Raw genomic sequence first — 26,867 nt, 5'->3', positions numbered from 1 at the left:
GCCGCCACGCCGGTCCGTGAGCGGACGCCGCCTCTGGTCCGTGAGCGGACGCCGTCACGCCGGCTCGCGACGGATCAGGACAGCGCGCGGGCCGCGTGCACCAGGGGAACGTGGCTGAAGGCCTGCGGGAAGTTGCCGACCAGCCGCCCGTAGCGGGGGTCGTACTCCTCGGCGAGCAGCCCCACGTCGTTGCGCAGCGTCAGCAGCCGCTCGAACAGCTCCTTCGCCTCCTCCTTGCGCCCCTGCATGGCCATCACCTCGACCAGCCAGAAGCTGCACGCGAGGAACGCGCCCTCGCCGCCGGGCAGGCCGTCCACGTCGTTGTCGGCGGCCAGCGGGTAGCGCAGCACGAAGCCGTCGGCCATCAGCTCCTTCTCGATGGCCGCGACCGTGCCCGCCACCCTGGGGTCGTCGACGGGCAGGAAGCCCACCATGGGGATCATCAGCAGCGCGGCGTCGAGCTCGGACGAGCCGTACGACTGGGTGAAGGTGTTGCGCTCGGCGTCGAAGCCCTTGTCGCACACCTCGGCGTGGATGGCGTCGCGCAGCGTGCGCCACTTCTCGACCGGGCCGACGCGGTCGAACCGCTCGACGTACTTGACGGCCCGGTCGAGCGCCGCCCAGCACATGATCTTGGAGTGCACGAAGTGGCGGCGCGGGCCGCGCACCTCCCACAGGCCCTCGTCGGGCTCGTCCCAGTGGTCCTCCACGTAGTCGAGGAGCTGGCGCTGGATCGTCCAGGCCCGGTCGTCCGGCCACAGGCCGCGGGTGCGGGCGGTGAACAGGCAGTTCATCACCTCGCCGTACACGTCGAGCTGGAGCTGCTTGACCGCCTCGTTGCCGATGCGGACGGGGCGGGAGCCCTCGTAGCCGTCGAGCCAGTCGAGCATCAGCTCGGGCAGGCGGCGCTCGCCGGCGACGCCGTACATGATCTGGAGGTCCTGGGGGCGGCCGGCGATGGCGCGCAGCAGCCAGCCGCGCCAGTCGGCGGCCTCTTCGAGGTAGCCGGAGCTGATGAGCGCGTCGAGCGTCAGCGTCGCGTCGCGCAGCCAGCAGAAGCGGTAGTCCCAGTTGCGCACCCCGCCGAGGTCCTCGGGCAGCGACGTGGTGGGCGCGGCGACGATGCCGCCGGTCGGCGCGTACGTCAGCCCCTTCAGGGTGATCAGCGATCGGACCACGGCCTCGCGGTACGGCCCCTCGTAGGTGCACTTCGCCACCCACTCGGCCCAGAACGCCTCGGTCTCGACGAGCTGGTTCTCGCACTCGATCTGCGGCGGCATCGGCTCGTGTGAAGGGTGCCAGGTGAACACGAACGGCAGCCGGTCGCCCTCGTTGACGGTGAACGTGGCCCGGTGGGCGTAGTCGCCGCCCTTGAGCGGCACGGGGGAGTGCAGCCACACGGAGTCGGGGCCGCCGATGGCCTGGAGGTGGCCGTTGGTCCGGCGCACCCAGGGCACGATGCGGCCGTAGTCGAAGCGCACGCGCAGCTGGGTGGACATCTCGACGCTGCCGGACACGCCCTCGACGATGCGGACGACGTCGGGGTTGCGGTCGCGCGGCGGCATGAAGTCGATCACCCGGACGGTGCCCGTGGGGGTGTCCCACTCGCTTTCCAGGATGAGCGTGTCGGGGCGGTAGCGGCGCCGATCGGCCGGTTTGCGCCCGGTCGGCCCGAGCCACCAGTGCCCGTTGCGCTCGCTGCCGAGCAGCGCCGCGAAGCACGAGGGCGAGTCGAACCTGGGCAGGCAGAGCCAGTCGATCGAACCGTCGCGCGCGACGAGCGCGGCGGACTGCATGTCTCCGATCAGGGCGTAATCCTCGATCCGCATGCCTAGACGGTACTCGGCGCGGGGTGATCCCGGGCCCGGGCCGATCATGTCGCGTCATGTCCGGCCCGGGTGCCCGGGATCACGTCAGGGGGAACCAGCGGGTGAACAGCTGGACCAGCGGGCCGATGGCCAGCGCGAACACCAGGGTGCCGAGGCCGACCGTGCCGCCGAGCAGCGCGCCCGCGGCCAGCATGGTGACCTCGATGACGAGCCGGGCGACGCGGACGGACAGGCCGAGGCGGACCAGGCCGGTCATGAGGCCGTCGCGGGGACCCGCGCCCATGCCGGCGCCGATGTAGAACAGGGTGGCGAAGGCCACGGTGGTGACGGCGAGACCCACGTAGACGATCTGGACGGCGAGGAGATCGGGCGTGGGCAGCAGGTACAGTGCGGCGTCGGCGAACAGGCCGACGAACACCACGTTGCTGATCGTCCCCAGGCCGGGTCGCTGCTTCAGCGGGATCCACAGCAGCATGACCAGCGCGCCCGCCAGGATGATGACGGTGCCGATGGTCAGGCCGAGCTTCAGGGCGACGCCCTGGTGGAAGACGTCCCAGGGGCCGTTGCCGAGGCCCGACTCGACCTGCAGGGCGAGGCCGAGGCCGTACATCGCGAGCCCGCCGTAGAGGCGGAGGAGGCGCACCGGGAAGGAGCGCGGCCGTGGGACGGTGGTTTCACTCATAGTGGCTCCACAGTGGCAGGCACAACCTTGCACATAACAGGGCCAATGGCGGAAAGTGGCCTTATGCGGCACCTGTCCGCCACGCAAGTGGCCCGCCTAGCCGGTCTCGATCCCGGCGCCCGCCCCTACTACCGCGCGCTCGCCGACCGCGTACGCGCCCTCATTCTCGACGGCCAGATCCCCATCCGCGTCCGCATGCCCGCCGAGCGCCACCTGGCCGAGACGCTCAAGGTCAGCAGGACCACCGTCACGGCCGCGTACGACCTGCTGCGCGAGCGCGGCTACCTGGAGAGCCGGCAGGGCTCGGGCAGCTGGACCGCGCTGCCCGACCCGGCCACCACCGCCGACAACCCGTGGCTCAGCACCGACGGCGACGGCCTCGTGCAGCTGCACGCCGCCGCGCCGCCCGCCCCCTGCGCGCTCACCGAGGCCATGACGGAGGCGGTCGCCGACCTGCCCCGCTACGGCATGGGCAACGGATACGACCCCATGGGACTGCCCGCGCTCAGGGAGCGCATCGCCGCCCGCTACACCGCGCGGGGCGTGGCCACCAGGCCGGAGCAGATCCTCGTCACCACCGGCTCCCAGCACGCGCTGCAGCTCGTCTTCGGCCTGCTGGCCGGGCCCGGCGACCCGGTGCTGGTGGAGTCGCCCACCTACCCGCACGCCATCGACACCGCCAGGCGGCGCGGCGCCCGCATCGTCCCGGTCGGCGTCTCGCACGAGGGCTGGGAGCAGGACCTGGTGGCGGGGGCGATGTGCCAGTCGGCGGCGCGGCTGGCGTACCTGATGCCGGACTTCCAGAACCCGACGGGCGCGCTCATGGAGGACCCCGTGCGCGCCGCGATCACCGGCGCCGCCCGCCGGGCCGGCACCACGCTGCTGGTGGACGAGACCTGGGCCGAGCTGGCGCTGGACGAGGCGCCGCACACCTCACCGATGGCCGCCTTCGACACCGACGGCCGGGTGATCAGCGTCGGGTCGGCGTCCAAGCTGTGGTGGGGCGGGCTGCGCATCGGCTGGGTGCGCGCGGGCGCCGCGCTGATCCGCCGGCTGGCCACCTTCCGCGCGTCGGTCGACCTGGCCAGCCCCGTGCTGGAGCAGCTCGTCGTGGCGCGGCTGTTCGACCGGCTGGAGGAGACGCGCGCCGAGCGCCGCCGCGCGCTGCGCACGTCGCGTGCGGCGCTGATCGCGGGGTTGCGCGAGCACCTGCCCGAGTGGACGTTCGAGCCGCCCAGGGGCGGCGGCACCCTCTGGGTACGCCTCGCAGAAGGCACCGGCTCGGCCGCGCTCGCCGAGGCCGCCGCCTACCACGGGCTGCGCCTGGCCCCAGGGCCGTGGTTCGGCCTGGACGGCACGCTGGAGAACTACCTGCGACTGCCGTTCACCCAGCCGGCCCAGGTGCTGGAGGACGCCGTCGTCCGGCTGCGCGCCGCGCTCGACCACGGCCCGCTCGCCGCGCCCAGGCCGGGCGACTCGCTCATCGGGATGGTCTGAGGCTCACTCGCCGACGCCCCTGGCCAGCGGGGCCCGCCAGTTACGCCGCATCGCGGCGATCCGCAGGCCGAACGCCAGCACCGCCGCCGCCAGCGTGGCCGGCCAGCCGTGCAGCCCGTACGACGCCAGCCCCGCCATCGCCGCGGACCCCACCAGGGCCGGCACGGCGTAGAGCTGGCGGTCGTACAGCAGGGTCGGGATCTCCCCGGCCAGCACGTCGCGCAGCATGCCGCCGCCGACCGCCGAGGTGACGCCGAGCAGTGAGGCGTGCAGCGGGCTGAGCCCGTACTCCATGGCCTTGGCCGTGCCGACCGCGCAGAACAGCCCGAGCCCGGCCGCGTCCAGCACCAGGATGGCCGGCATCACCCTGGCGACGTGCGGATGCCAGAAGAAGACGATCACCGTGGCGGCCAGCGGCACCAGCACGTAGCCGAGGCTCTGGAAGGCGGCGGGACGCACGTTGAGTATCAGGTCGCGGACGAGGCCGCCGCCCAGCGCGGTGATCTCCGCCAGCACCGCCATGCCGACCACGTCGAGACGTTTGCGCACGCCCATGAGCGCGCCCGACAGCGCGAAGACGAAGATTCCGGCCAGGTCGAGAAGTTCGGACACGTTGGGAATGTCTACCGCATGGCCGGATCGTGGTGCTCGGCCATCATCACCCGCAGCTTCTTCGTGAACATGAACAGCGCCGCCCCCGCCACGATCGCCATCGCCGCCAGCACCAGGTAATAGGCCGGATCCGACAGCACCCGGCCGAGGCGCCCGGTCTGCCCGCCGACCGCGTCGCCCACCGACGTCGCGATGAACCACACGCCCAGCATCTGCCCCTTGAACGCCTCGGGCGCCAGCTTCGTCGTCACCGACAGCCCGACCGGGCTCAGCGACAGCTCGCCGAACACCTGCACCAGATAGACCAGCACCAGCCACCACACCGACACCCTGCCGGCGCCCGCCAGCGCGGCGGCCAGGGCCATGACCACGAAGCTCAGCCCCACCATGACCAGCGCGAACGCGAACTTCTGCGGCGTGCTCACCCGCGTGCCCAGCTTCAGCCACAGCGCCGCGAACACCGGCACGAAGATCATGATGAACAGCGGGTTGAACGACTGCGTGGTGGCCGCCTGGATCGGCAGCCCGAACAGCGACAGGTCGGTGTGGTCGGCGGCGAAGAACAGCAGCTTGCTGGGCGCCAGGTCGTAGATCATCCAGAACACCGCGGCCGCCACGAACAGCCAGATGTAGGCCTTCATCCTGATCCGCTCGTCCTCGGTCAGGTTGTGACTGCCGAGCAGGATGTAGGCGAAGTAGACGATCGGCACGATCAGGATGAGCACGGTGATCACCACCGTGAGCCGGTCGACCGTCAGCGTCCCCGCCGCCGCCCACACGCCCAGCGCGACCGCGACGAGCGCCACGGCGGCGAGCGCGATGCCGGTGAAGCGGCGCCGCTCGCGCCGGGTCAGGCGCAGGCCGGGCCGCTCGCCGACGCCGCGCAGGCTCTTGCCGCCCCACACGTACTGCACCAGGCCGAGCGCCATGCCGACCGCCGCCGCGCCGAACCCGAGATGCCAGCGGTCGCCCGCGGCCAGCCAGCCCACGACGATCGGGGCGAAGAACGCGCCCAGGTTGATGCCGAGGTAGAACAGCGAGAAGCCGGAGTCCCTGCGTCCGTCGTCGCCCTCGGGATAGAGCCGGCCCACCATGACCGAGATGTTCGGCTTGAGCAGGCCGGTGCCCGTGATGATGAGCAGCAGGCCCAGCCAGACGAAGAACGACGTCGTCACCGGGATCGCCATGCTGATGTGCCCCAGCATGATGACGAACCCGCCCCAGAACACCGACCTGCGCGCCCCCAGGATGCGGTCGGCGACCCAGCCGCCGGGCAGCGCCACCAGGTAGATGAGCGCGCCGTAGACCCCGACGACCGCCTGCGCCGTCTCCTGCGACAGGCCCAGCCCCTGGTGGGCGGGCGATGCGGCCATGAACGTGGCCAGGATCGCGCGCAGGCCGTACCAGGAGAACCGCTCCCACATCTCGGTGCAGAACAGCGTGGCCAGCCCCCACGGATGCCCGAAGAACGTCCTGCCGCCACCGTTACTCACGCGCGCCCCCCGACACCATGCGCATTCTTTTGATCACTGTACGTGAACGACAGGGATCTTTCTCCGCAAGCTCTTGCCGGTGCCCGCGCGCTGTGGTGCGATGCATGCCACTCGCATAAGTGGTTACTGACAGGAGGCGGGTGCCATGGCCGAAGTCCTTGACGTCCGGGCCGAGATCCTGCGGGAGATCGCCGGCCGTACCGTCTGCGAGCAGCTCGCGAAGGCTGCCGAGCAGCATGACGACGCGCCCGCCTACTCCGACCCGGAAGGGGACGGCTGGCGCACGCTCACCTACGCCGAGGCCCGCACGCGGGTGCTGGAGATCGCCGCCGGCTTCGCCGCGCTCGGCCTGCGGCCGGGGGAGCCGGTGGCGCTCATGATGGTCAACCGCAGCGAGCACGTGCTGGCCGACCTCGGCGCCGTGCACGCCGGCGGGGTGGGCTGCACGATCTACTCGACGTTCGCGCCCGACCAGATCGCGTTCGTGGCCGGCGACGTCGGCGCCCGCTACGCCGTGCTCGGCGGCCCCGCCGAGCTGGCTCGCTGGGAGCCCGTGCTCGACCGCCTCGACGGCCTGCGCAAGATCATCATGCTGGACGGCGCCCCCGCCGGGGACCGCTTCATGACCTGGGACGCCTTCCTCGGCCTCGGCCGCGAACGCCTGGCCGCCGACCCCGGCGCCGTCGAGGCCCGCTGGCGCGCGGTCACCCCCGAGGACGTCGCCACCGTGCTCTACACATCGGGCACCACCGGCACCCCCAAGGGCGTGCCGCTCACCCACACCAACATCTTCTACGAGGTCGCCGCCACCGACCGGATGACCTCGCTGCCCGAGCGCGGCACCCAGATCTCCTACCTCACCTACGCCCACATCGCCGAGCGCATACTCAGCCTCTACCTGCCGCTGGTGAAGGTCTCCCACGTGCACTTCTGCACCGACCTCGCCAACCTCGGCACCACACTCGGGCAGGTCAGGCCGATGATGTTCTTCGGCGTGCCGCGCGTGTGGGAGAAGATGATGGCCAGGCTGCAGGCCGTGCTCGCCACCCAGCCCGAGGAGCAGCAGGCCGCCGTACGCGCCGCCATGGCCGCCGGGGCCGCCTACGTCGAGGCCGGCCAGTACGGCCGCACGATGACGCCCGAGATCCAGGCCGCGTACGAGAAGGCCGACGCGTCCCTGCTGTCCGTCATCCGCGGCCTGATCGGCTTCGACCGCGCCGAGTGGACCGCCACCGGCGCCGCCCCCTTAGCCGACGAGGTACGCCACTTCTACGCCGGACTCGGCCTCAAGGTCATCGACGTGTACGGCATGACCGAGACCACCGGCGCTTTCACCGGCAACAGCCCCGCCTGCTACCGCCTCGGCAGCGTCGGCATGGCCGAGCCCGGCGTCGAGGTCCGCATCGCCGAGGACGGCGAGATCCTCACCCGCAGCCCGCTCAACACCGCCGGCTACCTCAACAGGCCCGAGGCCACCGCCGGGTTCATCGACGCCGACGGCTGGCTGCACACCGGCGACATCGGCGCCGTGGACGAGGACGGCTTTTACCGCGTCGTCGACCGCAAGAAAGAGCTGATCATCACCGCCGGCGGCGAGAACATCTCACCCGCCGAGATCGAGAACCACCTCAAGCAGCACCTCCTCATCGGCCAGGCGCTCGCCTACGGCGACCGGCGCCCGCACACCGTCGCCATCCTCACGCTCGACGCCGAGACCTCGCCGGGCTGGGCGCAGTCGCGCGGCATCACCTTCGGCTCGCTCGCCGAACTGGCCGAGCACCCCGAAGTGCTCAAAGAGGTGGAGGAGGCGGTACGCGCGGCCAACGAGAAACTGGCCCGCGTGCAGCAGGTGAAGAAATGGGCGCTGCTCGGCGTGGAATGGACGGCCGAGACCGAGGAGCTCACCCCGAGCCTCAAACTGAAGAGGCGGATCATCCACTCGAAGTACGCCGACATCATCGAAGGGCTCTATTCAGGTTGATCCCGGCTTTGCCATTCGGGGCGTGTGTTGTGGCTGTGCCCATTACCGGCCGGTTCCTACCGTCTCGATCATGACCACAAGCCGAAGCCTTCTTCTCGTCTCGCTCGCGGCGGGGTCGCTCACGGTGCCCGCACCGGCTGCCTCCGCCGCGACCGAGCCCGCCATCCGTGCCATCACCGTACGACCCGCGCAACCGGTGGTCGGGGCGCACGGCTCCGTCCGGCTGGTGATCGAGGTGATCGCCAGAGGGGTGCGGGGTAAGGACGGCGTCACCGTCAAGGTCGAACCCGGCGCCCCACCGGCCGGCGCCCCGCAGCCACGTCCCGCCACCCCACCCGTCACCGCGCCCCGGAACCCGCCTCCCGCCCAGACCGGCGCCCCGGTCACACCACCCGGCGACACCCGGACCCCGGACCAGGACGCGCCCGGGGAGGCGGCGCAGCGGCCGCCTCGGCAGGAGGCGCAGGAGGAAACCCAGGATGCGGCTCAGGGCGCAACCCAGTCCGACGCCCAGAGCACCGCGCAGTCCGACGCGCAGGCCGGGACTCAGGCCGGGACTCAGTCCGGCACTCAGTCCGGTGCCCAGGCCAACGCCCAGGTACCGGTGAAGGCTCCTCCCGCCCTCGCGCCCGGCCGGCAGCCCGCCCAGCAGCACGCGATCACCTCGGCCCGCGCCACCCGGACGCCCGTGACCGCGCAGGCCGGCGTGCAGCAGCCCGCCCAGCAGTCCGCCCAGCAGCCCGCCCAGCAGCCCGGCCGGCAGCCCGCCCAGCAGCCCGCGTCCCAGCAGCACGTCATGAACCCGCAGCCGGTCCAGGTCGGGGTGACGGCGCCCAAGGTCGGCGTCCAGCCCCAGACCGGCGAGGTGATCCCGCCCCGGCTGGTGTGGCGCCGCATCCCGGTGCCGCCCGCCCGGATGGCCGACGGCTGGGAGACGTGGCGCTTCCTGCCGGACAAGCGCCTGAACCGCTACTACCCGGCCGGCACCTGGACGATCACCGCCACGGCCAAGGGCAAGGACGGGAAGACGGCCGTCCAGTACGCCTCGTTCGAGCTCAGGCGGGAGAGCAGGCTGTCGTCCGTACGGGCGGAGAAGTCGGCCCGCGGCGACGGCGTGCGCCTGCGCGGCTCGCTCACCAGGGTCGATCCGCGCGGCCTGACCGACTACGGGCCGTTCGCCAAGCAGCGCCTGGAGATCCTCTGGCGTCCCGACGCCACCTCGGCCTGGGAGAAGGCGGGCCAGGCGACGACGGACGCGTCCGGCGCGTTCGTCCAGACGCTGCAGGGACATACCGACGGTTATTGGCGCGTCCGCTACACCGGAACTGGACATTACGCACCAGACAATTCAAAAGTGCACCAAATCGCACAGTAGCCCGTCCCGGCAATGGACGTGCGCAAACGCGTCGTTGCCGATTCGTGATCGGATTTACTGCAACTTTTTCTTCCCCAAGCGCGTCTATTGGCGGTGATGTGCCCCGATTCGGGGGCCGTCTCGCAAACGGGGAAGGAATGTTGTCTTGAAGATGCGACGTCTTGCCGCCGGCCTGGCGGCTGCTGCCATGGGCGCGACGGTGGTGGCGACCTCCGCCGCCACGCCCGCGCTCGCGGACCCGGGCCTCGACCCGGATGTCGCGGGCGGCCACACCAGCCTCCAGCTCGACGTGAACCCCGAGCCCGCGTTCCGGGGCCGTCCCCTGCACATCGGGGGCAAGCTCTCGGTCCAGTGCGAGGAGGACTACATCAAGGGCTTCGTGTCGGTGATCCACTCCGACCGTTGCAAAAAGCAGGAGACCTGGCACCGCCTGGCCTGGAAGCGGGTCGTCATCCTCTTCCAGCCGGCCGGCAGCGGCCGCTGGGAGCACGTCGACACCGTGCGCACGCGCGGCGACGGTCACTTCGCGCTGAAGGTCCCGGCCCGTTCTTCGGGCACCTGGCGCGCGGTGTTCGAGGGCAGCAGGCACCTGGCTCCGTCCGAGGGCAAGGACTGGGTGAAGGTCATCGGCCGCCACCACCACCGCTAGTCACATCCCGGCGAACGCCCGGCCGCACCGGCCGGGCGTTCGCCATCCCCGGGCGAACCCCCGCAACCTTGGACGTGAGCTTGGAATCGATCTAGGGAACAATGTGTTATTGAGGCACGAACCAGAGGATTTCCGGCCCGGCGTAAGGCCGACGTAGGCTGGCGATCCGGGCACACGAACAGGAGGTGACGCCCCGTGTTGCGAGACTCGTTCGGACGGGTGGCGACGGATCTGAGGGTGTCCCTCACCGACAAATGCAACCTGCGCTGCACCTACTGCATGCCGCCTGAGGGCCTCGACTGGCTCCCGAAGCCCGAGCTCCTCACCGCCGACGAGATCGTCCGCCTGGTCACCATCGGCGTCGAACGCCTCGGCATCACCGAGGTCCGCTACACCGGCGGCGAGCCCCTCCTGCGCCGCGAACTCGTCGACATCGTCGCCCGCACCACCGCGCTCAGCCCCCGCCCGCAGGTCTCGCTGACCAGCAACGGCATCGGGCTGGCCCGCCTCGCCGAGCCGCTGGCCGCCGCCGGCCTCGACCGGGTCAACGTCTCGCTCGACACGCTCGACCCCGGCACGTTCAAGCGGCTCGCCCACCGCGACAGGCACGCCGACGTCATCGCGGGGCTGGCCGCCGCCGACGCCGCCGGGCTGCGCCCCGTCAAGATCAACGCCGTGCTGATGCGCGGCATCAACGACCACGAGGCGGTGCCGCTGCTGCGCTGGGCCCTCGGCCAGGGCTACGAGCTGCGTTTCATCGAGCAGATGCCGCTCGACGCCCAGCACGGCTGGAGCCGCGCCGACATGGTGACCGCCGACGAGATCCTGCGGCTGCTGTCCGACGCGTTCGACCTCACCCCCGACGACCTCGAAGAGCGCGGCAGCGCCCCGGCCGAGCGGTTCCTCGTGGACGGCGGCCCCGACAGGGTCGGCGTGATCGGCTCGGTGACGCGGCCGTTCTGCGGCGCCTGCGACCGGGTCAGGCTCACCGCCGACGGCCAGGTGCGCAACTGCCTGTTCGCCACCGAGGAGTCCGACCTCAAGACCGCGATGCGCGCGGGGGCCTCCGACGACGAGCTGGCCGAGCGCTGGCTGGCCGCCGTGGCACGCAAGCGCGCCGGCCACGGCATCGACGACCCCGCCTTCCTCCAGCCGGCCCGCCCCATGTCCGCCATCGGTGGCTGACGGCCCTGCCCCGTCGCCCCCCGGCGCGGGGTCCGACGCGGGGTCCGACGCCGGGTCCGACGCCGGGTCCGACGCCGGGTCCGACGCCGGGTTCGACGCGGTGATCCTGGCCGGAGGGCGGGCCAGGCGGCTCGGCGGAGCGGACAAACCGGCGCTCACCGTGGGCGGCAGGCCGCTCGTCGAGCACGTCATCGCGGCCGTCTCCGGCGCCGGCGCCATCGTCGTCGCGGGCCCTGAGCGGCGGCCCGTGCCCGGTGTGGTCTACGTCCGCGAGGAGCCGCCGGGGAGCGGGCCCGTGCCCGCGCTCGCCGCCGCGCTGCCGCACGTGACGTCCGGCTGGGTGACGGTGCTGGCGGGTGACCTGCCGTTCATGGGGGCGGGCCACGTCGCCGCGCTCCTTAGGGCCGCCCGCGAGGCGGGCGGCGGCGCCGTACTCCTGGACGACGGCGGGCGGGAGCAGTGGCTGGCCGGCGCGTGGCCGGCGGACGAGCTGAAGGCCGGGCTCGCCGCCTACGACGGCCGCTCACTCAGGGGCCTGCTCGCCCCCCTCGTACGCGTCCGGCTCACCTTGCCGGGGCGCCCCTGGTTCGACTGCGACACAATGGACGACCTGGAGGAGGCTCGCATGAACGTGCTGCACGAATGGACCATCCTGGCCTGCAAGGAGCTCGGCGTCGACCCGGCCCGAGTGGACCGCGACCAGATCCTCGACCTCACCAAGGAGGTCGCCCACGGGGTGGCGAGGCCCGCCGCGCCGCTCACGGCGTACCTGCTGGGGCTCGCCCAGGGCGCCGGCACGGCTCCCGAGGACGCTGTGGCCAGATTGACCACATTGGCGAAGAACTGGAGCCGCGCTACCGAGGAGACCCTGACCGACGACTGACACTCGAACGAACTCTTGAAGTCAAGCTCGTCCCTTCCCTGAAGATTTCCTGTGAATAACGGGGAGGGGGCGAGTGTAAACGATTTCGGGAAAGCCGCCCTATCGAACTCGGGGCGATGGCGCGCGTTGATCCAACACTGGCCGGGAAAAGGGCGACGCCGGGTGGTTACGGGGGCAAACCACCCGGCGTCGCTTCATCGGCGTTCCGACGGGGGCCCGGAACGCCGGCACCAGCACTCCGACGGGGGACCGGAGCGCTTGGCTAAAGCGTACACCTACAACCCATGGGATGCGTCAAGACTTAGTCACGACCCGATCTCGCGTCGATGCAGCGGTATCTCGGTTTGGTTAGCCTCCGGGGACTGAAAGGTAGGCGGCGGGCCGGGGTTCCCCCTCTCATTGGCCCCGATTACCGCTATGTATGGCAAAAAGACCGCGCCGGCGATGAACAGCAGCCGGTACGGCCACGGCACCGGCACCACGACCGCCAGGATCAGGCAGATCGTGCGGATCCCCATCTTGATCAGGTAGCTGATCTCGCGCTTGTGTATGTCGGCCGACAGCGACGGCTTGGCGTCGGTGACCTGGTGGACTTCCGGTTTCCTGCGCCACCCCTTCATACCTTCCACGGTAGTCCCGCCATGCCGAGCTCACTACCGCGCCCCGGCGGGGAGCGGGGGTCATGCGACCATGGCCTTCTAGTAAGGAGGATGTGGAGATGACGGATCGCACGTACCGCGTCACCGAGATCGTCGGCACCTCGGGGGAGAGCGTCGACCAGGCCATCCGCAACGGCCTCAGGCGGGCCTCCGAGACACTGCGGCACCTCGACTGGTTCGAGGTGACGGAGATCAGAGGGCACCTCGACGCGGGGGAGGTCGCCCACTTCCAGGTCGGCATGAAGGTCGGCTTCCGCCTCGAGGACGCCTGAGCCCGCACGAGGCCGCGCGAACCCCGGAGACCGTCCAGGCCACGGAAGGGCTCCGCAACGCCCGTGAAGCGGCCCAGCGGGCCGCGTGAGAAGAGAATACGGCGGCCTGGGTCCGCTTCAGCGAGAGGAGGACCCGGGCCGCCGTAGGGTCAGCTCGCCTGGCTGACCGTGGACATGTTGAAGTCGGGCACGCGTACCGCCGGCATGATCGTCCGCTGGAAGTAGTCGTTCCACTCCCGGGGCAGCGTCCGCTGGCCTGCACCCACTTCGGTCATCCGGCCGAGCAGGTCGACGGGGCTCTCGTTGAAGCGGAAGTTGTTGACCTCGCCCACGACCTCCCCGTGCTCGACCAGGTAGACCCCGTCGCGGGTCAGCCCGGTCAGGAGCAGCGTCTGGGGATCGACCTCGCGGATGTACCACAGGCAGGTGACCAGGAGCCCGCGCCGCGTCGAGGCGATCATGTCGTCGATCGAGGCGTCGCCGGGCCCGGCCATGATCAGGTTGTCGATGGAGGGCGTCACCGGCAGCCCGCTCAGCCCGGCCGAGTGGCGGGTCTGCAGCAGCGCCTCCAGCCGCCCGTCCTTGATCCAGTCGGTACGCGACAGCGGCAGCCCGTTGTCGAACACCGAGCTCTCCCGGCTGGAACGGTGGGCCGTCACGAACGGCGCGCACGCGATGCCGGGCGCCGCGGGGTCGCTCGTCAGCGTGACGGGCAGCCTGGCGAGCCGCTCACCGACGCGGGTGCCGCCGCCCGGCTTGGAGAACACCGTGCGCCCGTCGAGCGCGTCACGCGCCCCCGACGACCAGAACATGTAGATCATCAGGTCGGCCACCGCGCTCGGCGGCAGCAGCGTCTCGTAACGGCCCGCGGGCAGGTCGACGCGGTTCTTCGCCCATTCGAGCCGCTGCGCCAGCGCCGAGCCGAGCGCGGAGACGTCGACGTCGGTGAAGTCCTCGGTGGACACGCCCGTCCACGCCGACCGCTTGAGATCGGCGGACTTGGCGTTGACCTCCAGCCGCCCGGTCGGCTGGTCGTGGCGCAGCCGCACCCCGGCGGACGTGCCGAGGAACGTGGAGGTCACCGAGTGCTCGGCGAACCCGTACAGGCGCCTGCCGCCCGCCTCCGCCGCCGCGAACGCCTCACCGAGGGCGGGGGTGAACCGCCCGAACACCTCGATGTCGGTCGGCCGCACCTCCTCACCCCAGTGCGGCGCGGCGGGACCGGCCTCGACCAGCGGCCTGGCGTCCTCGGCCGGCTGCGCCTCGCGCGCCGCCGCGTCGGCCGCCGCCACCACGTCGGGCAGCTGCTCGTCGCGTACGGCCGCCCGCGACACCACGCCGACCTGCTGACCGGAGATCGAGATGACCGTCAGCCGGGACGAGCGGGCGACGCCGTTGGTGGTCAGCGTGTTGCCCGCGAAGCGCAGGTTGGCGGTGGAGCCCTCGTCGACCAGCACCACGCAGCCGTCGTTGCGGGAGAGCTCCAGCGCCCTCTCCACCATCTCCTGAGGCGTCACTTCCCGCCCTCCTGCACCGTGTTGAGGATTCGTACGCCGCGGAACAGCGCCGACGGGCACCCGTGGCTGACCGGCGCGACCTGCCCGGGCTGGCCCTTTCCGCAGTTGAACGCGCCGCCGAGCACGTAGGTCTCCGGCCCGCCGACCGCCTCCATCGACTGCCAGAAGTCGGTGGTCGTGGCCTGGTAGGCGAAGTCCCTGACCTGCCCGTCCAGCCGGCCGCCGGTGATGCGGTAGGCCCGCTGGGCCGTGAACTGGAAGTTGTAGCGCTGCATGTCGATCGACCAGCTCTTGTCGCCGACGAGGTAGATGCCCCGCTCGACGCCCGCGATCAGCTCGCCGGTCGACGGCCCGCCGGGAGCGGGCGCTAGCGAGACGTTCGCCATGCGCTGGATCGGCATGTGGCCGGGCGAGTCGGCGAACGCGCAGCCGTTGGAGCGCCCGAGCCCCTTCATCAGCGCCATGCGCCGGTCGAGCTGGTAACCGACCAGGACGCCGTCCTTGATGATGTCGAAGCTCTGCGCCTGCACGCCCTCGTCGTCGTAGCCGACCGTGGACAGGCCGTGGGCGACGGTGCGGTCGCCGGTCAAATTCATCACGGGCGAGCCGTAGACCAGCTCGCCGAGCTGGTCGAACGTGGCGAAGCTGGTGCCGGCGTAGGCGGCCTCGTAGCCGAGCGCCCGGTCGAGCTCGGTGGCGTGGCCGATCGACTCGTGGATCGTCAGCCACAGATTGGACGGGTCGATGACCAGGTCGTATTCGCCGGCCTCGACGGACGGCGCGGCCAGCTTCTCGGCCAGCAGCTCGGGCAGCCTGGCCAGCTCGCCCTGCCAGTCCCAATGGGAGCCGGTCAGGTATTCGTAGCCGCGGCCCACCGGCGGCGCGATCGTGGACATGTCGTCGAAGCCGCCGTCCGCCGCCTTCATGGCGTTGAACCGGGGGTAGATCCGCACCCGCTGCTGGGTGGTCGAGGTGCCGGCGGTGTCGGCGTAGAACTTCTGCTCCTTGACCTGCAGCAGCCGCGCCGAGACGTGGTCGGCGCCCTTGAGCAGCCCGGCCGACCAGTCGGCCAGCAGGCTCACCTTGTCGGACGAGGCCACCTCGAACGGGTCGATCTCATAGTCGGACACCCACACCGCGCCGGAGTGCACCGGCTCGGACGCCAGCTCGATGGGCTCCCTGTTGATCGGGGCGCTCACCTCCGCCACGCGCACCGCCTGCTCGGCCACCACGGCGGCGGCCTCGGGCGTCAGGTGGATGCCGGAGGCGAACCCCCAGGTGCCGCCCTTGACCACGCGCACCGCGTAGCCCAGGTCGTCGGCGTCCATGGCACCTTCGAGCCGGGCGTCGTAGAGGTTGAGCGACTCGGCCCTGACGCGTTCGAGCCGGAAGTCGGCGTGCTCGGCGCCGAGGTCGCGAGCGCGTTGCAGAGCGGCGTCCGCGAGCTGCCGCAACGGCAGCTCCAGGAAGTCGGGATCGATCTGGCGCATGTCCACGATCCTAACCCTGTGATCTTGTGCCACCCGGACAAGCGGATACCCGCCGGTAGGGGATAGCGTCAGGTGTCATGGCACGCTCTGTACTCGTCACCGGGGGCAATCGCGGCATAGGCCTCGCGATCGCCCGTGAACTCGCCGCGGCAGGCGACGCCGTCGCGGTCACCTATCGATCGGGTGAGCCGCCCGAGGGCCTGTTCGGCGTGCGCTGCGACGTCACCAGCACCGCCGACGTCGAGGCCGCCTTCGACAAGGTCGAGGCCGAGCACGGCCCGGTCGAGGTGCTGGTCTCCAACGCCGGCATCACCAAGGACACCCTGCTGGCGATGATGAAGGAGGAGACCTTCACCGAGGTCATCGACGCCAACCTCACCGGCGCCTACCGCGTGGCCAAGCGGGCCATCAGGCCCATGATGCGGCTCAAGCGCGGCCGGATCGTCCTCATCTCCTCCGTCGTCGGCCTCAGCGGCCAGGCAGGCCAGGCCAACTACGCCGCCTCCAAAGCGGGCCTGGTCGGGTTCGCCCGCTCGCTGGCCCGCGAATACGGCTCGCGCAACATCACCGTCAACGTCGTCTCGCCCGGCTTCGTCAACACCGACATGACCGCCGAGCTCGACCACGAGGCCATCGTCTCCAACATCCCGCTCGGGCGGCAGGCCGCGCCCGAGGAGATCGCGCGCGTCGTGCGCTTCCTGACCAGCGACGACGCCTCCTACATCACCGGGGCCGTGATCCCCGTCGACGGCGGACTCGGAATGGGGCACTGACATGGGCATTCTCGACGGCAAGCGGATCCTCGTCAGCGGGGTGCTGACCGACTCCTCCATCGGCTACGCGGTGGCCAAGCTGGCCCAGGAGGAGGGCGCGACGGTCGTGCTGACCGGCTTCGGCCGGCTCAGCCTCGTCGAGCGCATCGCCAAGCGGCTGCCCGAGCCCGCGCCGGTGCTGGAGCTCGACGTCCAGAACATCGAACACCTCGCCACCCTCGCCGACCGCGTGGGCGAGCACGTCGACAGGCTCGACGGCGTCGTCCACTCCATCGGCTTCGCACCGCAGAGCGCACTCGGCGGCAACTTCCTCAACACCCCGTGGGAGGACGTCGCGACCGCGCTGCAGGTCTCGACATACTCGTACAAGTCGCTCGCGGTGGCCTGCCTGCCCCTGATGAAGGAGGGCGGCGCGGTCGTCGGCCTCGACTTCGACGCCTCCAAGGCGTGGCCGGTCTACGACTGGATGGGCGTCGCCAAGGCCGGGCTCGAGTCCTGCAACCGCTACCTCGCCCGCGACCTCGGCAAGCACGACATCCGCGTCAACCTGGTCGCGGCCGGTCCGCTGCGGACGATGGCGGCCAGGTCGATCCCCGGCTTCCAGGAGTTCGAGGACAGCTGGCCCGCGAAGGCGCCGCTGGGCTGGGACCTCGCCGACACGCTGCCCACCGCCCGCGCGTGCGTGGCGCTGCTGTCCGACTGGTTCCCCGCCACGACGGGCGAGATCGTCCACGTCGACGGCGGCGTCCACGCCATCGGCGGCTGACCCTTTCCTTCATGAGACCCCCGGCTCCTGGGCCGGGGGTCTCGTGCTGTCCGGACGGGCCCTCCCCGGGCTCTGCTCGGGCCCTGCTCGGGCCCTGCTCAGGCCAGGCGGTGGCGGCCGTTGCCGGTGCGGGCGGGCTCGAAGGGGATCGACTCGGCCGGCTCGTTGCCGTGCCGCCGCTGCTGGACGATCCGGGTCGCCAGCACCGCGGAGCCGAGCAGCGCGATGGTCAGCACGGTGCCGATCACGTCGGAGGCCGGCGGGCTGGGCCGTACGACGCGCTGGTCCTGCATCGGCACGGCCAGCTCGTGCTGGAACGGGTTGGGCCACAGCAGGTCGACCCGCGGCTCCTCGGCGTGCGCGGTCTTCTTCTTCGGCGCCGCCCGATGGACGCCGGTCTCCTGCCGCTCGGGCCGGGTCGTCTGCGGCCTGGCCGGCACCGGCTGGGGGAGCGAGGTGGCGGTGGCGGAGATGAGGCCCTCGCTGGGCCGCTTGGTGCGGGTGGCCGGCGGTGAGGCGGAGGGCCGGGGCGTGAGCCGGTCGACGGTGCTCTGATCGGTGCACGACAGCACGGACGGGCACTCCTCGTCGCGCTCGGGCTCCCGGGCCGGCCTGGGCGTGGTGGCGGGCCGCTCGTCCTCCTCGTCGGGGGCGGACTTGGCGCGCCCGGTCGGCAGCACCTCGCCGACCCGCCCGAGCACCTCGTCGGTGGTCTTGTCGAGCCCCTCGGTCACCTTGCTGGTGGTGCCGCCGGTCAGCGTGTCGACCGTGCCGGTGACGGCCTGGACGACGTCGCACAGGGTGTTGGTCACCCCCGAGAGCAGGCCCCCGTCGCGCGTGCAGTCCTGGGCGGTGGCCGATGCGGCGGGAGCCCCCACCGGGACGGCCACCAGCGCCACCGCGAGTACTCCGACCGAGATCGCGGTTCTGGTCCCCATCCGTCCCCTCCTGCGTCGCTTCCGGAAGGAATCTTGCTGGACATCGGCCGGAAGACGCAGGCTTTTCGTGGCTGAAGTTGCGATTCGGTATCGACTAGTGATACGCGAGGGCGCCTCTCGTTCAGTGCGGCGGTGGCGGGCGGCCGCCTCAGTCGAGTGACGACACGTCATCGAGGGCCTCTCGGATCTCTATCGGCAGCACGACGTCCTCGGCGGGCAGGACGCCTTTGAGCTGCGCGTGCGTACGGGCGCCGACGATGGCGGAGGCGACGCCCGGCTGGTCGCGCACCCATGACAGGGCCACGGCCAGCGGCGACACGCCGAGGCCGTCGGCCGCGGTCATGACGGACTCGACGACCCGGCGGCTGCGCTCGTCCAGATAGGGGCGGACGAAGTCGGCGAAGTGGGGCGTCGCGGCCCGAGAGTCGGCGGGGATGCCGGTGCGGTATTTGCCGGTCAGCACTCCGCGCCCGAGCGGTGACCAGGCCAGCACGCCGACGCCGAGGTGGGCGGCGGCGGGCAGCAGCTCGCGCTCGGGCTCACGGGCCAGCAGCGAGTACTCGGTCTGGGCCGCGGTGATCGGGATGCGGCCGGGGACCGTCTTCTGGGTGACGGCGGCGGCGGCGAGCTGCCAGCCGGCGTAGTCGCAGACGCCGGCGTAGACGGCGCGGCCGGAGGAGACGATCGCGTCGAGCGCGGCGAGGGTCTCCTCCAGCGGCACCTCCTCGTCATAGGTGTGCAGCTGCCACAGGTCGACGTAGTCGAGCCCGAGGCGGTTGAGCGAGTCGTCGACGGCGGCGATGAGGTGCCGCCTGGAGGCGTCGCGCGGGCGGCGGCCGGCGGGCGTGACCACGGCCTTGGTGGAGATGACCAGCTCCGAGCGCGGCACGGAGTCGCGTAGCATGCGGCCGAGCAGCCGCTCGGCGTCGCCGCCCGTGTAGACGTCGGCGGTGTCGACCAGGTTGCCGCCCGCGTCGAGGAACGTGCGGAGCTGGGCCGCGGCCTCGTCCGCGTCGGTGTCACGCCCCCAGGTCATCGTGCCGAGCCCCAGCCGGGACACCGACAGGCCGCTGTGGCCGACATAGCGCTGCTCCATGATCCCGCCAGGTTACCGTTCAGGCCGATGAAACGTCGTGATCGACGCCTGCGACACTTGCGGGATGACCACGTTGCTTCTGGTCCGGCACGGGCTGACGGACCTCACCGGGCCGGTGCTGGCCGGCCGTACCCCTGGGGTGCATCTGAGCGAGGCGGGCAGGGCGCAGGCCACCGCGCTCGCCGGGCGCGTCGCGGGCGTCAGGCTCGACGCCATTGTCTCCAGCCCGCTCGAACGTTGCCGGGAAACGGCACAAGCGGTCGCCGAAGGACGCGAGCTGGAGGTGATCGCCGACGAGCGCTTCATCGAGTGCGGCTACGGCGACTGGACCGGCAGGCCGCTGAAGGAGCTGGCCAAGGAGCCGCTGTGGCCGGTCGTGCAGGCGCATCCGAGCGCGGTGACGTTCCCCGGCGGTGAGTCGCTGGCGGAGATGCAGCATCGCGCGGTCGCGGCGGTCAGGGAGTGGAATCGGCGCCTGGGGGAGAAGGCGGTCTACCTCGTGTGCAGCCACGGCGATGTGATCAAGGCGATCGTGGCCGACGCTCTGGGGCTCCATCTCGATCATTTTCAGCGGATAACAGCTGATCCGGCCGCTCTCACAGTCATTCGCTATGCCCCCTTGCGTCCCTTTGTCCACAGGATTAACGATATGGGGGAATTGAAGCTTCCCGAGGATTCGGAGGAGAAAGACGGGGGAGAAAACATCACCGGGAGCGATGCCGCCGTCGGCGGCGGACCCGGAACCACGTAAGGTCAGGCTATGCCGGTCTTCGACTACGACCCACCGGAGAGGTTCGTCGCCGGTGCCCTGGGGCGGCCGGGCGCGCGGGTCTTCTTCCTGCAGGCCAGGGCCGAGGGCAGACTGACCACGGTGGCGCTGGAGAAACTGCAGGTGGCGGCGCTCGCGGGCAGGCTCGACGAGCTGCTCGACGAGGTGCTGAGACTCAGCGGCGGCACCGCCCAGGTGCCCGCGCTGGCCCCCGCCGACCTGGCCGACGACGCTCCTCTCGACACGCCGGTCGCGGAGGACTTCCGCGTCGGCACCATGGCGCTGACCTGGGATGCGGAGAAGTCACAGGTGGTGATAGAAGCGCAGGAGGTCATCGACGAAGACGATCTCGACAGTCCCGACCCCGCGGTGCTGCGCGTGCGCATCAGCGCCGGGGCCGCGCGGGCCTTCACCCAGCGGGCGCTCCAGATCGTCGCGGCGGGCCGGCCCCCGTGCCCGCTGTGCGGCCAGCCGCTCGACGCCACGGGGCACGTCTGCGTCCGTCTCAACGGCTACCGCGGGGGTGAGGCGGCTTCATGACCGCTCCCGAGAGCGAACCGGCCGTCAAGCCCGCCCCACCGCCGCCCGTGCATGACGAGGAGGCCCTCACGTTGCTGCGCGACGGCACGCTGGAGGTCGCGGGGCGGCTGGTCGAGGCGACCAACATGACGCTCTACTGCTCGGTCAAGCTGGGCTCGCGCTCGGCGGCCTGCGTCTACAAGCCCGTACGCGGCGAGCGCCCCCTGTGGGACTTCCCCGACGGCACCCTCGCCGCCCGCGAGGTCGCCGCCTTCGAGGTCTCCCAGGCCACCGGCTGGCGCGTCGTGCCGCCCACGGTCTACCGCGACGGGCCCTTCGGCCCCGGCATGTGCCAGCTGTGGATCGACACCGAGCGCGAGATCGACCTCATGCGCCTGGTCAAGAGCCGCAACCCGGTCGTACGCCGGATGGCGGTCTTCGACGCGGTGGTCAACAACGCCGACCGCAAGGGCGGCCACCTGCTGCCGCTGCCCACAGGCCACGTCTACGGGGTCGACCACGGGGTGTGCTTCTCCGTCGAGGACAAACTCCGCACGGTCCTGTGGCAGTGGCGGGGCAAGCCGCTGGCCCGCGAGGCGGTGGCGGTGCTGGCCAAGCTGGAGCGCGACATCGAGTCCGGCGACCTCGGCCGCAAGCTGCGCGAGCTGCTGACGCTGGCCGAGGTCGAGGCCACCTGGCAGCGGGTGCGCCGGCTGCTCGACACCGGCGTGCACCCCTACCCGTCGGAGGGCTGGCCGGCCATTCCCTGGCCCCCGATCTAGGGTGATCCGGGCGGGTTTACTAGCCTTTGCCCCATGTGCACGCTGATCGTGAGGACCGGCCGGGAGCTGACGCTCATGGGCGTGAGGGACGAGTTCGCCGACCGGCCGTGGGAGGGTCCTGGCGAGCACTGGCCCGACTACCCCGGCGTGATCGGCGGGCGCGACCTCAAGGCCGGCGGCACCTGGCTGGCCGTCAACCCGGCGGCCCGCCGCGCCGCCGCCCTGCTCAACGGGCACGGCAGGGCCGCCGACGAGACCACGAAGGTCTCGCGGGGCGACCTGGCGCTGCGGGCGGCGTACACCGGTGAGCCGCCCACCGGCGACCTCGGCCGCTACGACCCCTTCCACCTCGTGCTGGCCGGCCTCGACCGGGTCCTGCTGTTCAGCTGGAACGGCGAGCGGCTCACCACCTCCCCGCTGCCCGCGGGCACCAGCATGGTCGTCAACTCCGGCCTCGACCCCGAGAGCGAGCGGGTGGCCGCCTACCTGCCGCGCTTCCGCGCCGCCGGCGACTGGAGCGAGCTGACCGCGGAGGAGCCGTCCGACGACCGCGGCGCGCTCATCATCAGGCACGAGCTGCCGGACGGCCGCGTCTTCGCCTCCTTGTCGGTGATGCGGGTCTCCATCGCGCGGGAGAGTGTGACGTACGACTTCACCGACCTGACCGTCGATCAGGACAGATAGGCTCAAAGGCATGAGATCGTGGTCTGCCCAGAACGTTCCAAAGCTCCCAGGTGAGAGCATTCCGCTGAGTCTCTACGACACGTCGGCCAAGCAGGTGCGGCAGACCGATCCCGGGCCGACGGCCAGGATGTACGTCTGCGGCATCACCCCCTACGACGCCACCCACCTCGGCCACGCCAACACCTACCTCGCCTTCGACCTCGTCGGCCGCCTGTGGCGCGACGCGGGCCACGAGGTCCACTACACCCAGAACGCCACCGACGTGGACGATCCGCTGCTGGAGCGGGCCGAGCAGACCGGCGTCGACTGGCAGGAGCTGGCCGAGCGGGAGATCGAGCTGTTCCGCGGCGACATGGAGGCGCTGCGCATCATGCCGCCCCGCGAGTACGTCGGCGTCACCGAGGTCGTCGGCCGGGTCGCCGATCTCATCACCCGGCTGGCGGCCAAGGGCGTCACCTACGACCTCGACGGCGACGTCTACTTCAGCGTGGCCGACGCCCCCAAGTTCGGCCAGGTGTCCGGCTACGACGAGCAGGAGATGCTGGCCCTGTTCGCCGAGCGCGGCGGCGACCCGGAGCGCGCGGGCAAGCGCAACCCGCTCGACTGGCTGATGTGGCGGGCCGAGCGCCCAGGCGAGCCCGCCTGGGACACACCGCTCGGCCGCGGCAGGCCCGGCTGGCACATCGAGTGCACCGCGATCGCCCTCGACAACCTGGGAGCCGGCTACGACGTCGCCGGCGGCGGGTCCGACCTGATCTTCCCGCACCACGAGTGCGGCGCCTCCGAGGGGCACGCGGCGACCGGCGAGTGGCCGTTCGCCAAGTTCTACACCCACGCCGGGATGGTGGGGCTCGACGGCGAGAAGATGTCGAAGTCGAAGGGCAACCTCGTCTTCGTCTCCAAGCTGCGCGAGCGGCACGATCCGATGGCGATCAGGCTCGTGCTGCTGGCCCACCACTACCGCTCCGACTGGGAGTACACCCCGGACCAGCTCGAGGCGGCCGAGGCGCGGCTGGCCCGCTGGCGCTCGGCGGTCGCGCTGCCCTCAGGCCCGCCCGCCGGCGACCTGCTGGCCACGGTCCGCGGGCGGCTGGCCGACGACCTCGACGCCCCCGGCGCGCTGGCCGCGATCGACGCCTGGGCCGGCGCCGCCCTGGCCGCCCCCGGCTCCGACCCCGCCGCCCCCGCCCTGGTCAAGGACCTCACCGACGCCCTGCTCGGCGTCGCGCTCTGACTCACCCCGCAACACCTGACTCACCCCGCAGCACCTGACCCGCCCCGCAGCACCTGACGCACCACCAGGGCCACCCGCCCGGCCGCCCCCCGTGAGCGGCCGGGCGGGTGGCGTCACACCTGGACGCCTTCGAGCTGCTCGATCGCGGCCAGCTCCGCCGCGAACCACTCGATCGTCCTGCGCAGCCCCTCCTCGGCCGGCACCCGCGCCCGCCACCCCAGCAGCTCGGCCGCCAGCGTCGTGTCGGGCCGCCTGACCTTCGGGTCGTCGGCCGGCTTGTCGATGAAGCGGATCTCCGACGACGACCCGGTCAGCTTCTTGACCAGGGTGGCCAGCTCCAGCATGGTCAGCTCGTCGGGGTTGCCGATGTTGACGGGCCCGGCGAAGTCGCCGGCCGCCATGGCGAGGATGCCCGAGACGGTGTCCTCGACGTAGCAGATGGAGCGGGTCTGCCTGCCGTCGCCGGTGATCGTGATGGGCTCGCCGGTCAGCGCCTGGCGGATGAACGTCGGGATCGCCCGCCCGTCGAACGGCCGCATGCGGGGCCCGTAGGTGTTGAAGATGCGCACGATGCCGGTGTTCGTGCCGCGTGACTGGCGGTAGGCGGTGGTCAGCGACTCGGCGAAGCGCTTGGCCTCGTCGTACACGCTGCGCGGCCCCACCGGGTTCACGTTCCCCCAGTACGTCTCCTTCTGCGGGTGCTCCAGCGGGTCGCCGTACACCTCGCTGGTGGAGGCGAGCACGAACCTGGAGCCCTTTTCCCTGGCCAGGCCCAGCGCGTGCAGCGTGCCGACGCTGCCGACCCGCAGGGTCTCGATGGGGTAGCGCAGGTAGTCGGCCGGCGAGGCGGCCGAGGCGAAGTGCAGGACGAGGTCCAGCCGGTCGGGCACGTGCACGTATCCGGTCAGGTCGCACTCGATGAGCCGGAACTCCGGTCGTTCCAGCAGGTGCTCGACGTTGCGCGGCCCGCCGGTCAGGAAACTGTCCATGCAGATGACGTCCGCGCCCTCGTCCAGCAGCCGCTCGCACAAGTACGAGCCGAGAAAACCCGCGCCCCCCGTGACCAGCGCCCTCATGACGTGACCTCCATGGCAGCCTCCACGACTTCCGACACCTCGATTTCGAGCAGGCCGGGGTCCGGCCGCTCGCCGTGCGGGTCGCCGTGGTGTCCCGTCCACAGGGCGACGTGCCGCCAGCCGGGCGGCGGGCCCCACAACATCGGCGAGACCGGCCCGAACAGCACCACCGACGGCACGCAGAACGCCGTCGCGAGGTGCGCCACCCCCGTGTCCCCGCACACCACCAGCCGCGACCGGCTGACCAGGTCGATCAGATCGGCCAGCCGGGTACGCCCGGCCAGCATGCGCTCAGGCGGCAGCCCCGCCAGCTCGGCGACCCGGGCCGCGATCGGCACTTCGGCCGCGTTGCCCGTGACCACCACGTCGTCCAGCGCGGCCGCCACCTCGGCGAACCGCTCGGGCGGCCAGCGCCGCGCCGGGTAGGCGGCGCCCGGGTGCACGATCGCGGGACCCGTACGGTCGGAGATGCCGAGCGTCAGGTCAGCCGGATCGGCCGGGATGCCGTGCCACTCCAGCAGCCCGCACCAGCGCCGCACCTCGTGCACGCCGTCCTGCCAGGCGGGCCCGGTGCCGAAGCTGATCAGCCGCCCCGGCTCGGTGCGCTGCAGCGCCTCGATGCTCTGCGGCCCCTTGCCGTGCAGGTTGACCGCCACGTCGGGCCGCTCGAACGGCACGGGCCCGGGCCCCGCGACGTCCACCTGGTCGTCCACGGCGCCGACCAGCGGCAGCAGTGCCTCCAGCGCCCGCGGGGCCGCCAGCGTGATGCGATGCCCAGGGAAGGCCTGGCGCAGCGCCCGCAGCGCGGGCACGGCCGTGAGCAGGTCGCCCAGGCCGAGCCCGCGCAGGGCCAGCAGCTCTAGGGCCATGACGTCTCCGTGGACGGGCAGACGACCAGCTCTCTCACCTCGCATCCGGCCGGCTGCCGCAGCGCGAACACGATGGCCTGGGCCACGTCGGCAGGGTCGTTCAGCCCGGCCTCGGGCCCCGGCTTGTACTGCTCGGGACGGCCGTCGAAGAAGCTCGTCCGCATGCCGCCCGGGATCAGCAGGGTCACCCCCACCTCACCGCGCAGCTCGATCGCGAGCCCCCGGGTGAAGCCGACGACGCCGAACTTCGACGCCGAGTACGCCGACGCGTCGCTGAGCGGACGCAGCCCCAGCGTGGACGCGCAGGTGACGACCTTGCCGCGGGTGTGCTTGAGGTACGGCAGCGCCGCCCGTACGACGGAGGCGGTGCCCAGCAGGTTGACCTTGATGACCCGCTCCCAGTCGTCGGCCGGCACGTCCTCCAGCCGGCCGCAGGCGTCGATGCCCGCGGCGGTGACGACGCCGTCGAGGCCGCCGGCCCGCTCGGCCAGCTCGCGTACCGCGCGCTCGGCCTCGCCCCGGTCGGCGAGATCCGCCGTCACGTGCTCGAAGCGCTGGTCCGGCGCGCGTACGTCGACGACGAGCGCCTTCCAGCCCTCTTTCTCCACCGCCTCGGCGGTGGCCAGGCCGAGCCCGGACGCGCCCCCGGTGATCAAAATGTTCACTGGATCTCCCTGATCAGGTTGGTTGTCGATCGCCCCGGCAGCGTGCTCAGCACGACGATCTCCGCGCCGAGCCTGCCGAGTACCTCGGACTCGGGCAGCGTCTCCCCCTCGTAGTCGCCGCCCTTCACCCACACGTCGGGCCGCAGCCGCTCGATGGCCGCCGCCGGGGTGTCCTCGTCGAACACCAGCACGGCGTCCACGCAGCCCAGCGCCCGCAGCACCTCCACCCGGTCGCGCACATCCACGATGGGCCTGGCGGGGCCCTTCAGCCGGCGTACCGAGTCGTCGGAGTTGACGCAGACGACGAGCGCGTCGCCGAGCGCCCTGGCCCGCCGCAGCAGGCTCACGTGACCCGCGTGCAGCAGGTCGAAGCAGCCGCCGGTGGCGATCAGCCGGCCCCCCTGGGCGCGGGTGAGCCCGGCCACCTCCAGCGCGGTGCGCGGACGGTCGCCGAGCCGTTGCTCCTGCACCTGCACAGGGGCCGCTCGTCCTTCCCCAGGCGTGGTGATGGCGGCGTCTTGAGGTACGGGCCTGGGACAGTTCGGCGGCCTGGCGGAGGGCTTCGAGCATGC

At 71.6% G+C, this 26,867-nt stretch carries 27 protein-coding genes; 14 read left to right on the top strand and 13 right to left on the bottom strand.

Annotated features, from left to right (window positions below):
• Positions 1-74: 74 nt before the first annotated feature.
• The gene (locus ABZW11_RS40030) at positions 75-1,829 is read right to left on the bottom strand and encodes a glycoside hydrolase family 15 protein (RefSeq protein ID WP_355429575.1); all 1,755 of its coding nucleotides are present in this window, start codon (positions 1,827-1,829) and stop codon (positions 75-77) included.
• Between the two features lie 79 nt (positions 1,830-1,908).
• Positions 1,909-2,511: a hypothetical protein gene (locus ABZW11_RS40025; protein ID WP_355429572.1), complete on the bottom strand. Its 603-nt coding sequence runs from the start codon at positions 2,509-2,511 to the stop codon at positions 1,909-1,911.
• A 63-nt stretch (positions 2,512-2,574) separates the two neighbouring features.
• Here ABZW11_RS40025 and ABZW11_RS40020 point away from each other — a divergent pair, with 63 nt between their 5' ends.
• Positions 2,575-4,008 carry a PLP-dependent aminotransferase family protein gene (locus ABZW11_RS40020; RefSeq protein WP_355429569.1) on the top strand — a complete coding sequence of 478 codons (1,434 nt, stop codon included), beginning with the start codon at positions 2,575-2,577 and terminating at the stop codon, positions 4,006-4,008.
• A gap of 3 nt (positions 4,009-4,011) precedes the next feature.
• On the opposite strand, the gene ABZW11_RS40015 is transcribed toward ABZW11_RS40020, so the two are convergent.
• Both ABZW11_RS40015 and ABZW11_RS40010 read right to left on the bottom strand, forming a co-directional pair.
• Complete coding sequence (locus tag ABZW11_RS40015; RefSeq protein ID WP_355429566.1) at positions 4,012-4,620, bottom strand: trimeric intracellular cation channel family protein; 609 nt, start codon at positions 4,618-4,620, stop codon at positions 4,012-4,014.
• A gap of 11 nt (positions 4,621-4,631) precedes the next feature.
• Positions 4,632-6,113, bottom strand: a complete 1,482-nt coding sequence (locus ABZW11_RS40010) for an oligopeptide:H+ symporter (protein WP_355429563.1) — start codon at positions 6,111-6,113, stop codon at positions 4,632-4,634.
• A 145-nt stretch (positions 6,114-6,258) separates the two neighbouring features.
• Between ABZW11_RS40010 and ABZW11_RS40005 the strand changes: the two genes are divergently transcribed.
• From ABZW11_RS40005 to ABZW11_RS39985, 5 genes are all read left to right on the top strand, one after another.
• Positions 6,259-8,094, top strand: coding sequence for an AMP-dependent synthetase/ligase (locus ABZW11_RS40005; RefSeq protein ID WP_355429560.1), 1,836 nt, complete (start codon positions 6,259-6,261; stop codon positions 8,092-8,094).
• A 70-nt stretch (positions 8,095-8,164) separates the two neighbouring features.
• A complete protein-coding gene (locus ABZW11_RS40000; RefSeq protein ID WP_355429557.1) occupies positions 8,165-9,469 on the top strand; it encodes a hypothetical protein in 1,305 nt (434 codons plus the stop codon).
• 145 nt (positions 9,470-9,614) lie between these two features.
• Positions 9,615-10,118, top strand: a complete 504-nt coding sequence (locus ABZW11_RS39995) for a hypothetical protein (protein ID WP_355429555.1) — start codon at positions 9,615-9,617, stop codon at positions 10,116-10,118.
• A gap of 195 nt (positions 10,119-10,313) precedes the next feature.
• Positions 10,314-11,303: a GTP 3',8-cyclase MoaA gene (gene moaA, locus ABZW11_RS39990; protein ID WP_355429552.1), complete on the top strand. Its 990-nt coding sequence runs from the start codon at positions 10,314-10,316 to the stop codon at positions 11,301-11,303.
• Complete coding sequence (locus ABZW11_RS39985) at positions 11,296-12,186, top strand: NTP transferase domain-containing protein (RefSeq protein WP_355429550.1); 891 nt, start codon at positions 11,296-11,298, stop codon at positions 12,184-12,186. Before moaA ends, ABZW11_RS39985 begins: the two co-directional genes overlap by 8 nt.
• Positions 12,187-12,491: 305 nt before the next feature.
• Here the strand turns inward: ABZW11_RS39985 and ABZW11_RS39980 are convergent, their stop codons facing one another.
• Complete coding sequence (locus ABZW11_RS39980; RefSeq protein ID WP_355429547.1) at positions 12,492-12,806, bottom strand: DUF3099 domain-containing protein; 315 nt, start codon at positions 12,804-12,806, stop codon at positions 12,492-12,494.
• Between the two features lie 98 nt (positions 12,807-12,904).
• On the opposite strand from ABZW11_RS39980, the gene ABZW11_RS39975 reads away from it, so the two are divergent.
• Positions 12,905-13,117, top strand: coding sequence for a dodecin (locus ABZW11_RS39975; protein ID WP_344873910.1), 213 nt, complete (start codon positions 12,905-12,907; stop codon positions 13,115-13,117).
• A 149-nt stretch (positions 13,118-13,266) separates the two neighbouring features.
• Here ABZW11_RS39975 and ABZW11_RS39970 read toward each other — a convergent pair whose 3' ends face one another.
• A complete protein-coding gene (locus ABZW11_RS39970) occupies positions 13,267-14,634 on the bottom strand; it encodes a TldD/PmbA family protein (protein WP_355429543.1) in 1,368 nt (455 codons plus the stop codon).
• Positions 14,631-16,124, bottom strand: a complete 1,494-nt coding sequence (locus tag ABZW11_RS39965; protein WP_355429540.1) for a TldD/PmbA family protein — start codon at positions 16,122-16,124, stop codon at positions 14,631-14,633. The genes ABZW11_RS39970 and ABZW11_RS39965 overlap by 4 nt, the downstream gene beginning before the upstream one ends.
• Before the next feature lie 77 nt (positions 16,125-16,201).
• Between ABZW11_RS39965 and ABZW11_RS39960 the strand changes: the two genes are divergently transcribed.
• Together ABZW11_RS39960 and fabI are read left to right on the top strand one after the other, a co-directional pair.
• Positions 16,202-16,897 (top strand): beta-ketoacyl-ACP reductase, encoded by a 696-nt coding sequence (locus ABZW11_RS39960; protein WP_355429537.1) that lies wholly within the window; start codon positions 16,202-16,204, stop codon positions 16,895-16,897.
• Between the two features lies 1 nt (position 16,898).
• Positions 16,899-17,663: an enoyl-ACP reductase FabI gene (fabI, locus tag ABZW11_RS39955; RefSeq protein ID WP_355429534.1), complete on the top strand. Its 765-nt coding sequence runs from the start codon at positions 16,899-16,901 to the stop codon at positions 17,661-17,663.
• A gap of 98 nt (positions 17,664-17,761) precedes the next feature.
• On the opposite strand, the gene ABZW11_RS39950 is transcribed toward fabI, so the two are convergent.
• Positions 17,762-18,601: a hypothetical protein gene (locus tag ABZW11_RS39950; protein ID WP_355429532.1), complete on the bottom strand. Its 840-nt coding sequence runs from the start codon at positions 18,599-18,601 to the stop codon at positions 17,762-17,764.
• Positions 18,602-18,749: 148 nt separating this feature from the next.
• Positions 18,750-19,697, bottom strand: coding sequence for an aldo/keto reductase (locus ABZW11_RS39945; RefSeq protein ID WP_355429529.1), 948 nt, complete (start codon positions 19,695-19,697; stop codon positions 18,750-18,752).
• Positions 19,698-19,761: 64 nt separating this feature from the next.
• Here ABZW11_RS39945 and ABZW11_RS39940 point away from each other — a divergent pair, with 64 nt between their 5' ends.
• From ABZW11_RS39940 to mshC, 5 genes are read left to right on the top strand one after another with little or no spacing between them, the layout of a single operon-like run.
• A complete protein-coding gene (locus ABZW11_RS39940) occupies positions 19,762-20,448 on the top strand; it encodes a histidine phosphatase family protein (RefSeq protein WP_355429526.1) in 687 nt (228 codons plus the stop codon).
• Between the two features lie 9 nt (positions 20,449-20,457).
• Entirely contained in the window at positions 20,458-21,006 is a 549-nt protein-coding gene (locus ABZW11_RS39935; protein WP_355429523.1) for a DUF3090 domain-containing protein, read from the top strand.
• Entirely contained in the window at positions 21,003-21,767 is a 765-nt protein-coding gene (locus ABZW11_RS39930) for an SCO1664 family protein (protein WP_355429520.1), read from the top strand. Before ABZW11_RS39935 ends, ABZW11_RS39930 begins: the two co-directional genes overlap by 4 nt.
• Before the next feature lie 33 nt (positions 21,768-21,800).
• Positions 21,801-22,451, top strand: a complete 651-nt coding sequence (locus ABZW11_RS39925; protein ID WP_355429517.1) for an NRDE family protein — start codon at positions 21,801-21,803, stop codon at positions 22,449-22,451.
• 10 nt (positions 22,452-22,461) lie between these two features.
• Positions 22,462-23,685, top strand: a complete 1,224-nt coding sequence (gene mshC / locus ABZW11_RS39920; RefSeq protein ID WP_355429514.1) for a cysteine--1-D-myo-inosityl 2-amino-2-deoxy-alpha-D-glucopyranoside ligase — start codon at positions 22,462-22,464, stop codon at positions 23,683-23,685.
• Positions 23,686-23,798: 113 nt separating this feature from the next.
• On the opposite strand, the gene ABZW11_RS39915 is transcribed toward mshC, so the two are convergent.
• The 4 genes from ABZW11_RS39915 to rfaE2 are packed head-to-tail and all read right to left on the bottom strand — an operon-like array spanning position 23,799 to position 26,771.
• Entirely contained in the window at positions 23,799-24,761 is a 963-nt protein-coding gene (locus tag ABZW11_RS39915) for a UDP-glucuronic acid decarboxylase family protein (RefSeq protein ID WP_345385932.1), read from the bottom strand.
• Positions 24,758-25,630 (bottom strand): glycosyltransferase family 9 protein, encoded by an 873-nt coding sequence (locus tag ABZW11_RS39910; RefSeq protein ID WP_355429510.1) that lies wholly within the window; start codon positions 25,628-25,630, stop codon positions 24,758-24,760. The genes ABZW11_RS39915 and ABZW11_RS39910 overlap by 4 nt, the downstream gene beginning before the upstream one ends.
• Positions 25,621-26,295: an SDR family oxidoreductase gene (locus ABZW11_RS39905; RefSeq protein ID WP_355429507.1), complete on the bottom strand. Its 675-nt coding sequence runs from the start codon at positions 26,293-26,295 to the stop codon at positions 25,621-25,623. Before ABZW11_RS39905 ends, ABZW11_RS39910 begins: the two co-directional genes overlap by 10 nt.
• Positions 26,292-26,771: a D-glycero-beta-D-manno-heptose 1-phosphate adenylyltransferase gene (rfaE2, locus tag ABZW11_RS39900; RefSeq protein WP_355429504.1), complete on the bottom strand. Its 480-nt coding sequence runs from the start codon at positions 26,769-26,771 to the stop codon at positions 26,292-26,294. Before rfaE2 ends, ABZW11_RS39905 begins: the two co-directional genes overlap by 4 nt.
• Positions 26,772-26,867 lie beyond the last annotated feature (96 nt).

This window comes from Nonomuraea sp. NPDC004580 (assembly GCF_040609855.1).
In the GTDB taxonomy this organism is placed as follows: domain Bacteria; phylum Actinomycetota; class Actinomycetes; order Streptosporangiales; family Streptosporangiaceae; genus Nonomuraea; species Nonomuraea salmonea.
The sequence above is the reverse complement of the archived record's forward strand: the minus strand, read 5'-3'. Positions and strand labels throughout refer to the sequence as shown.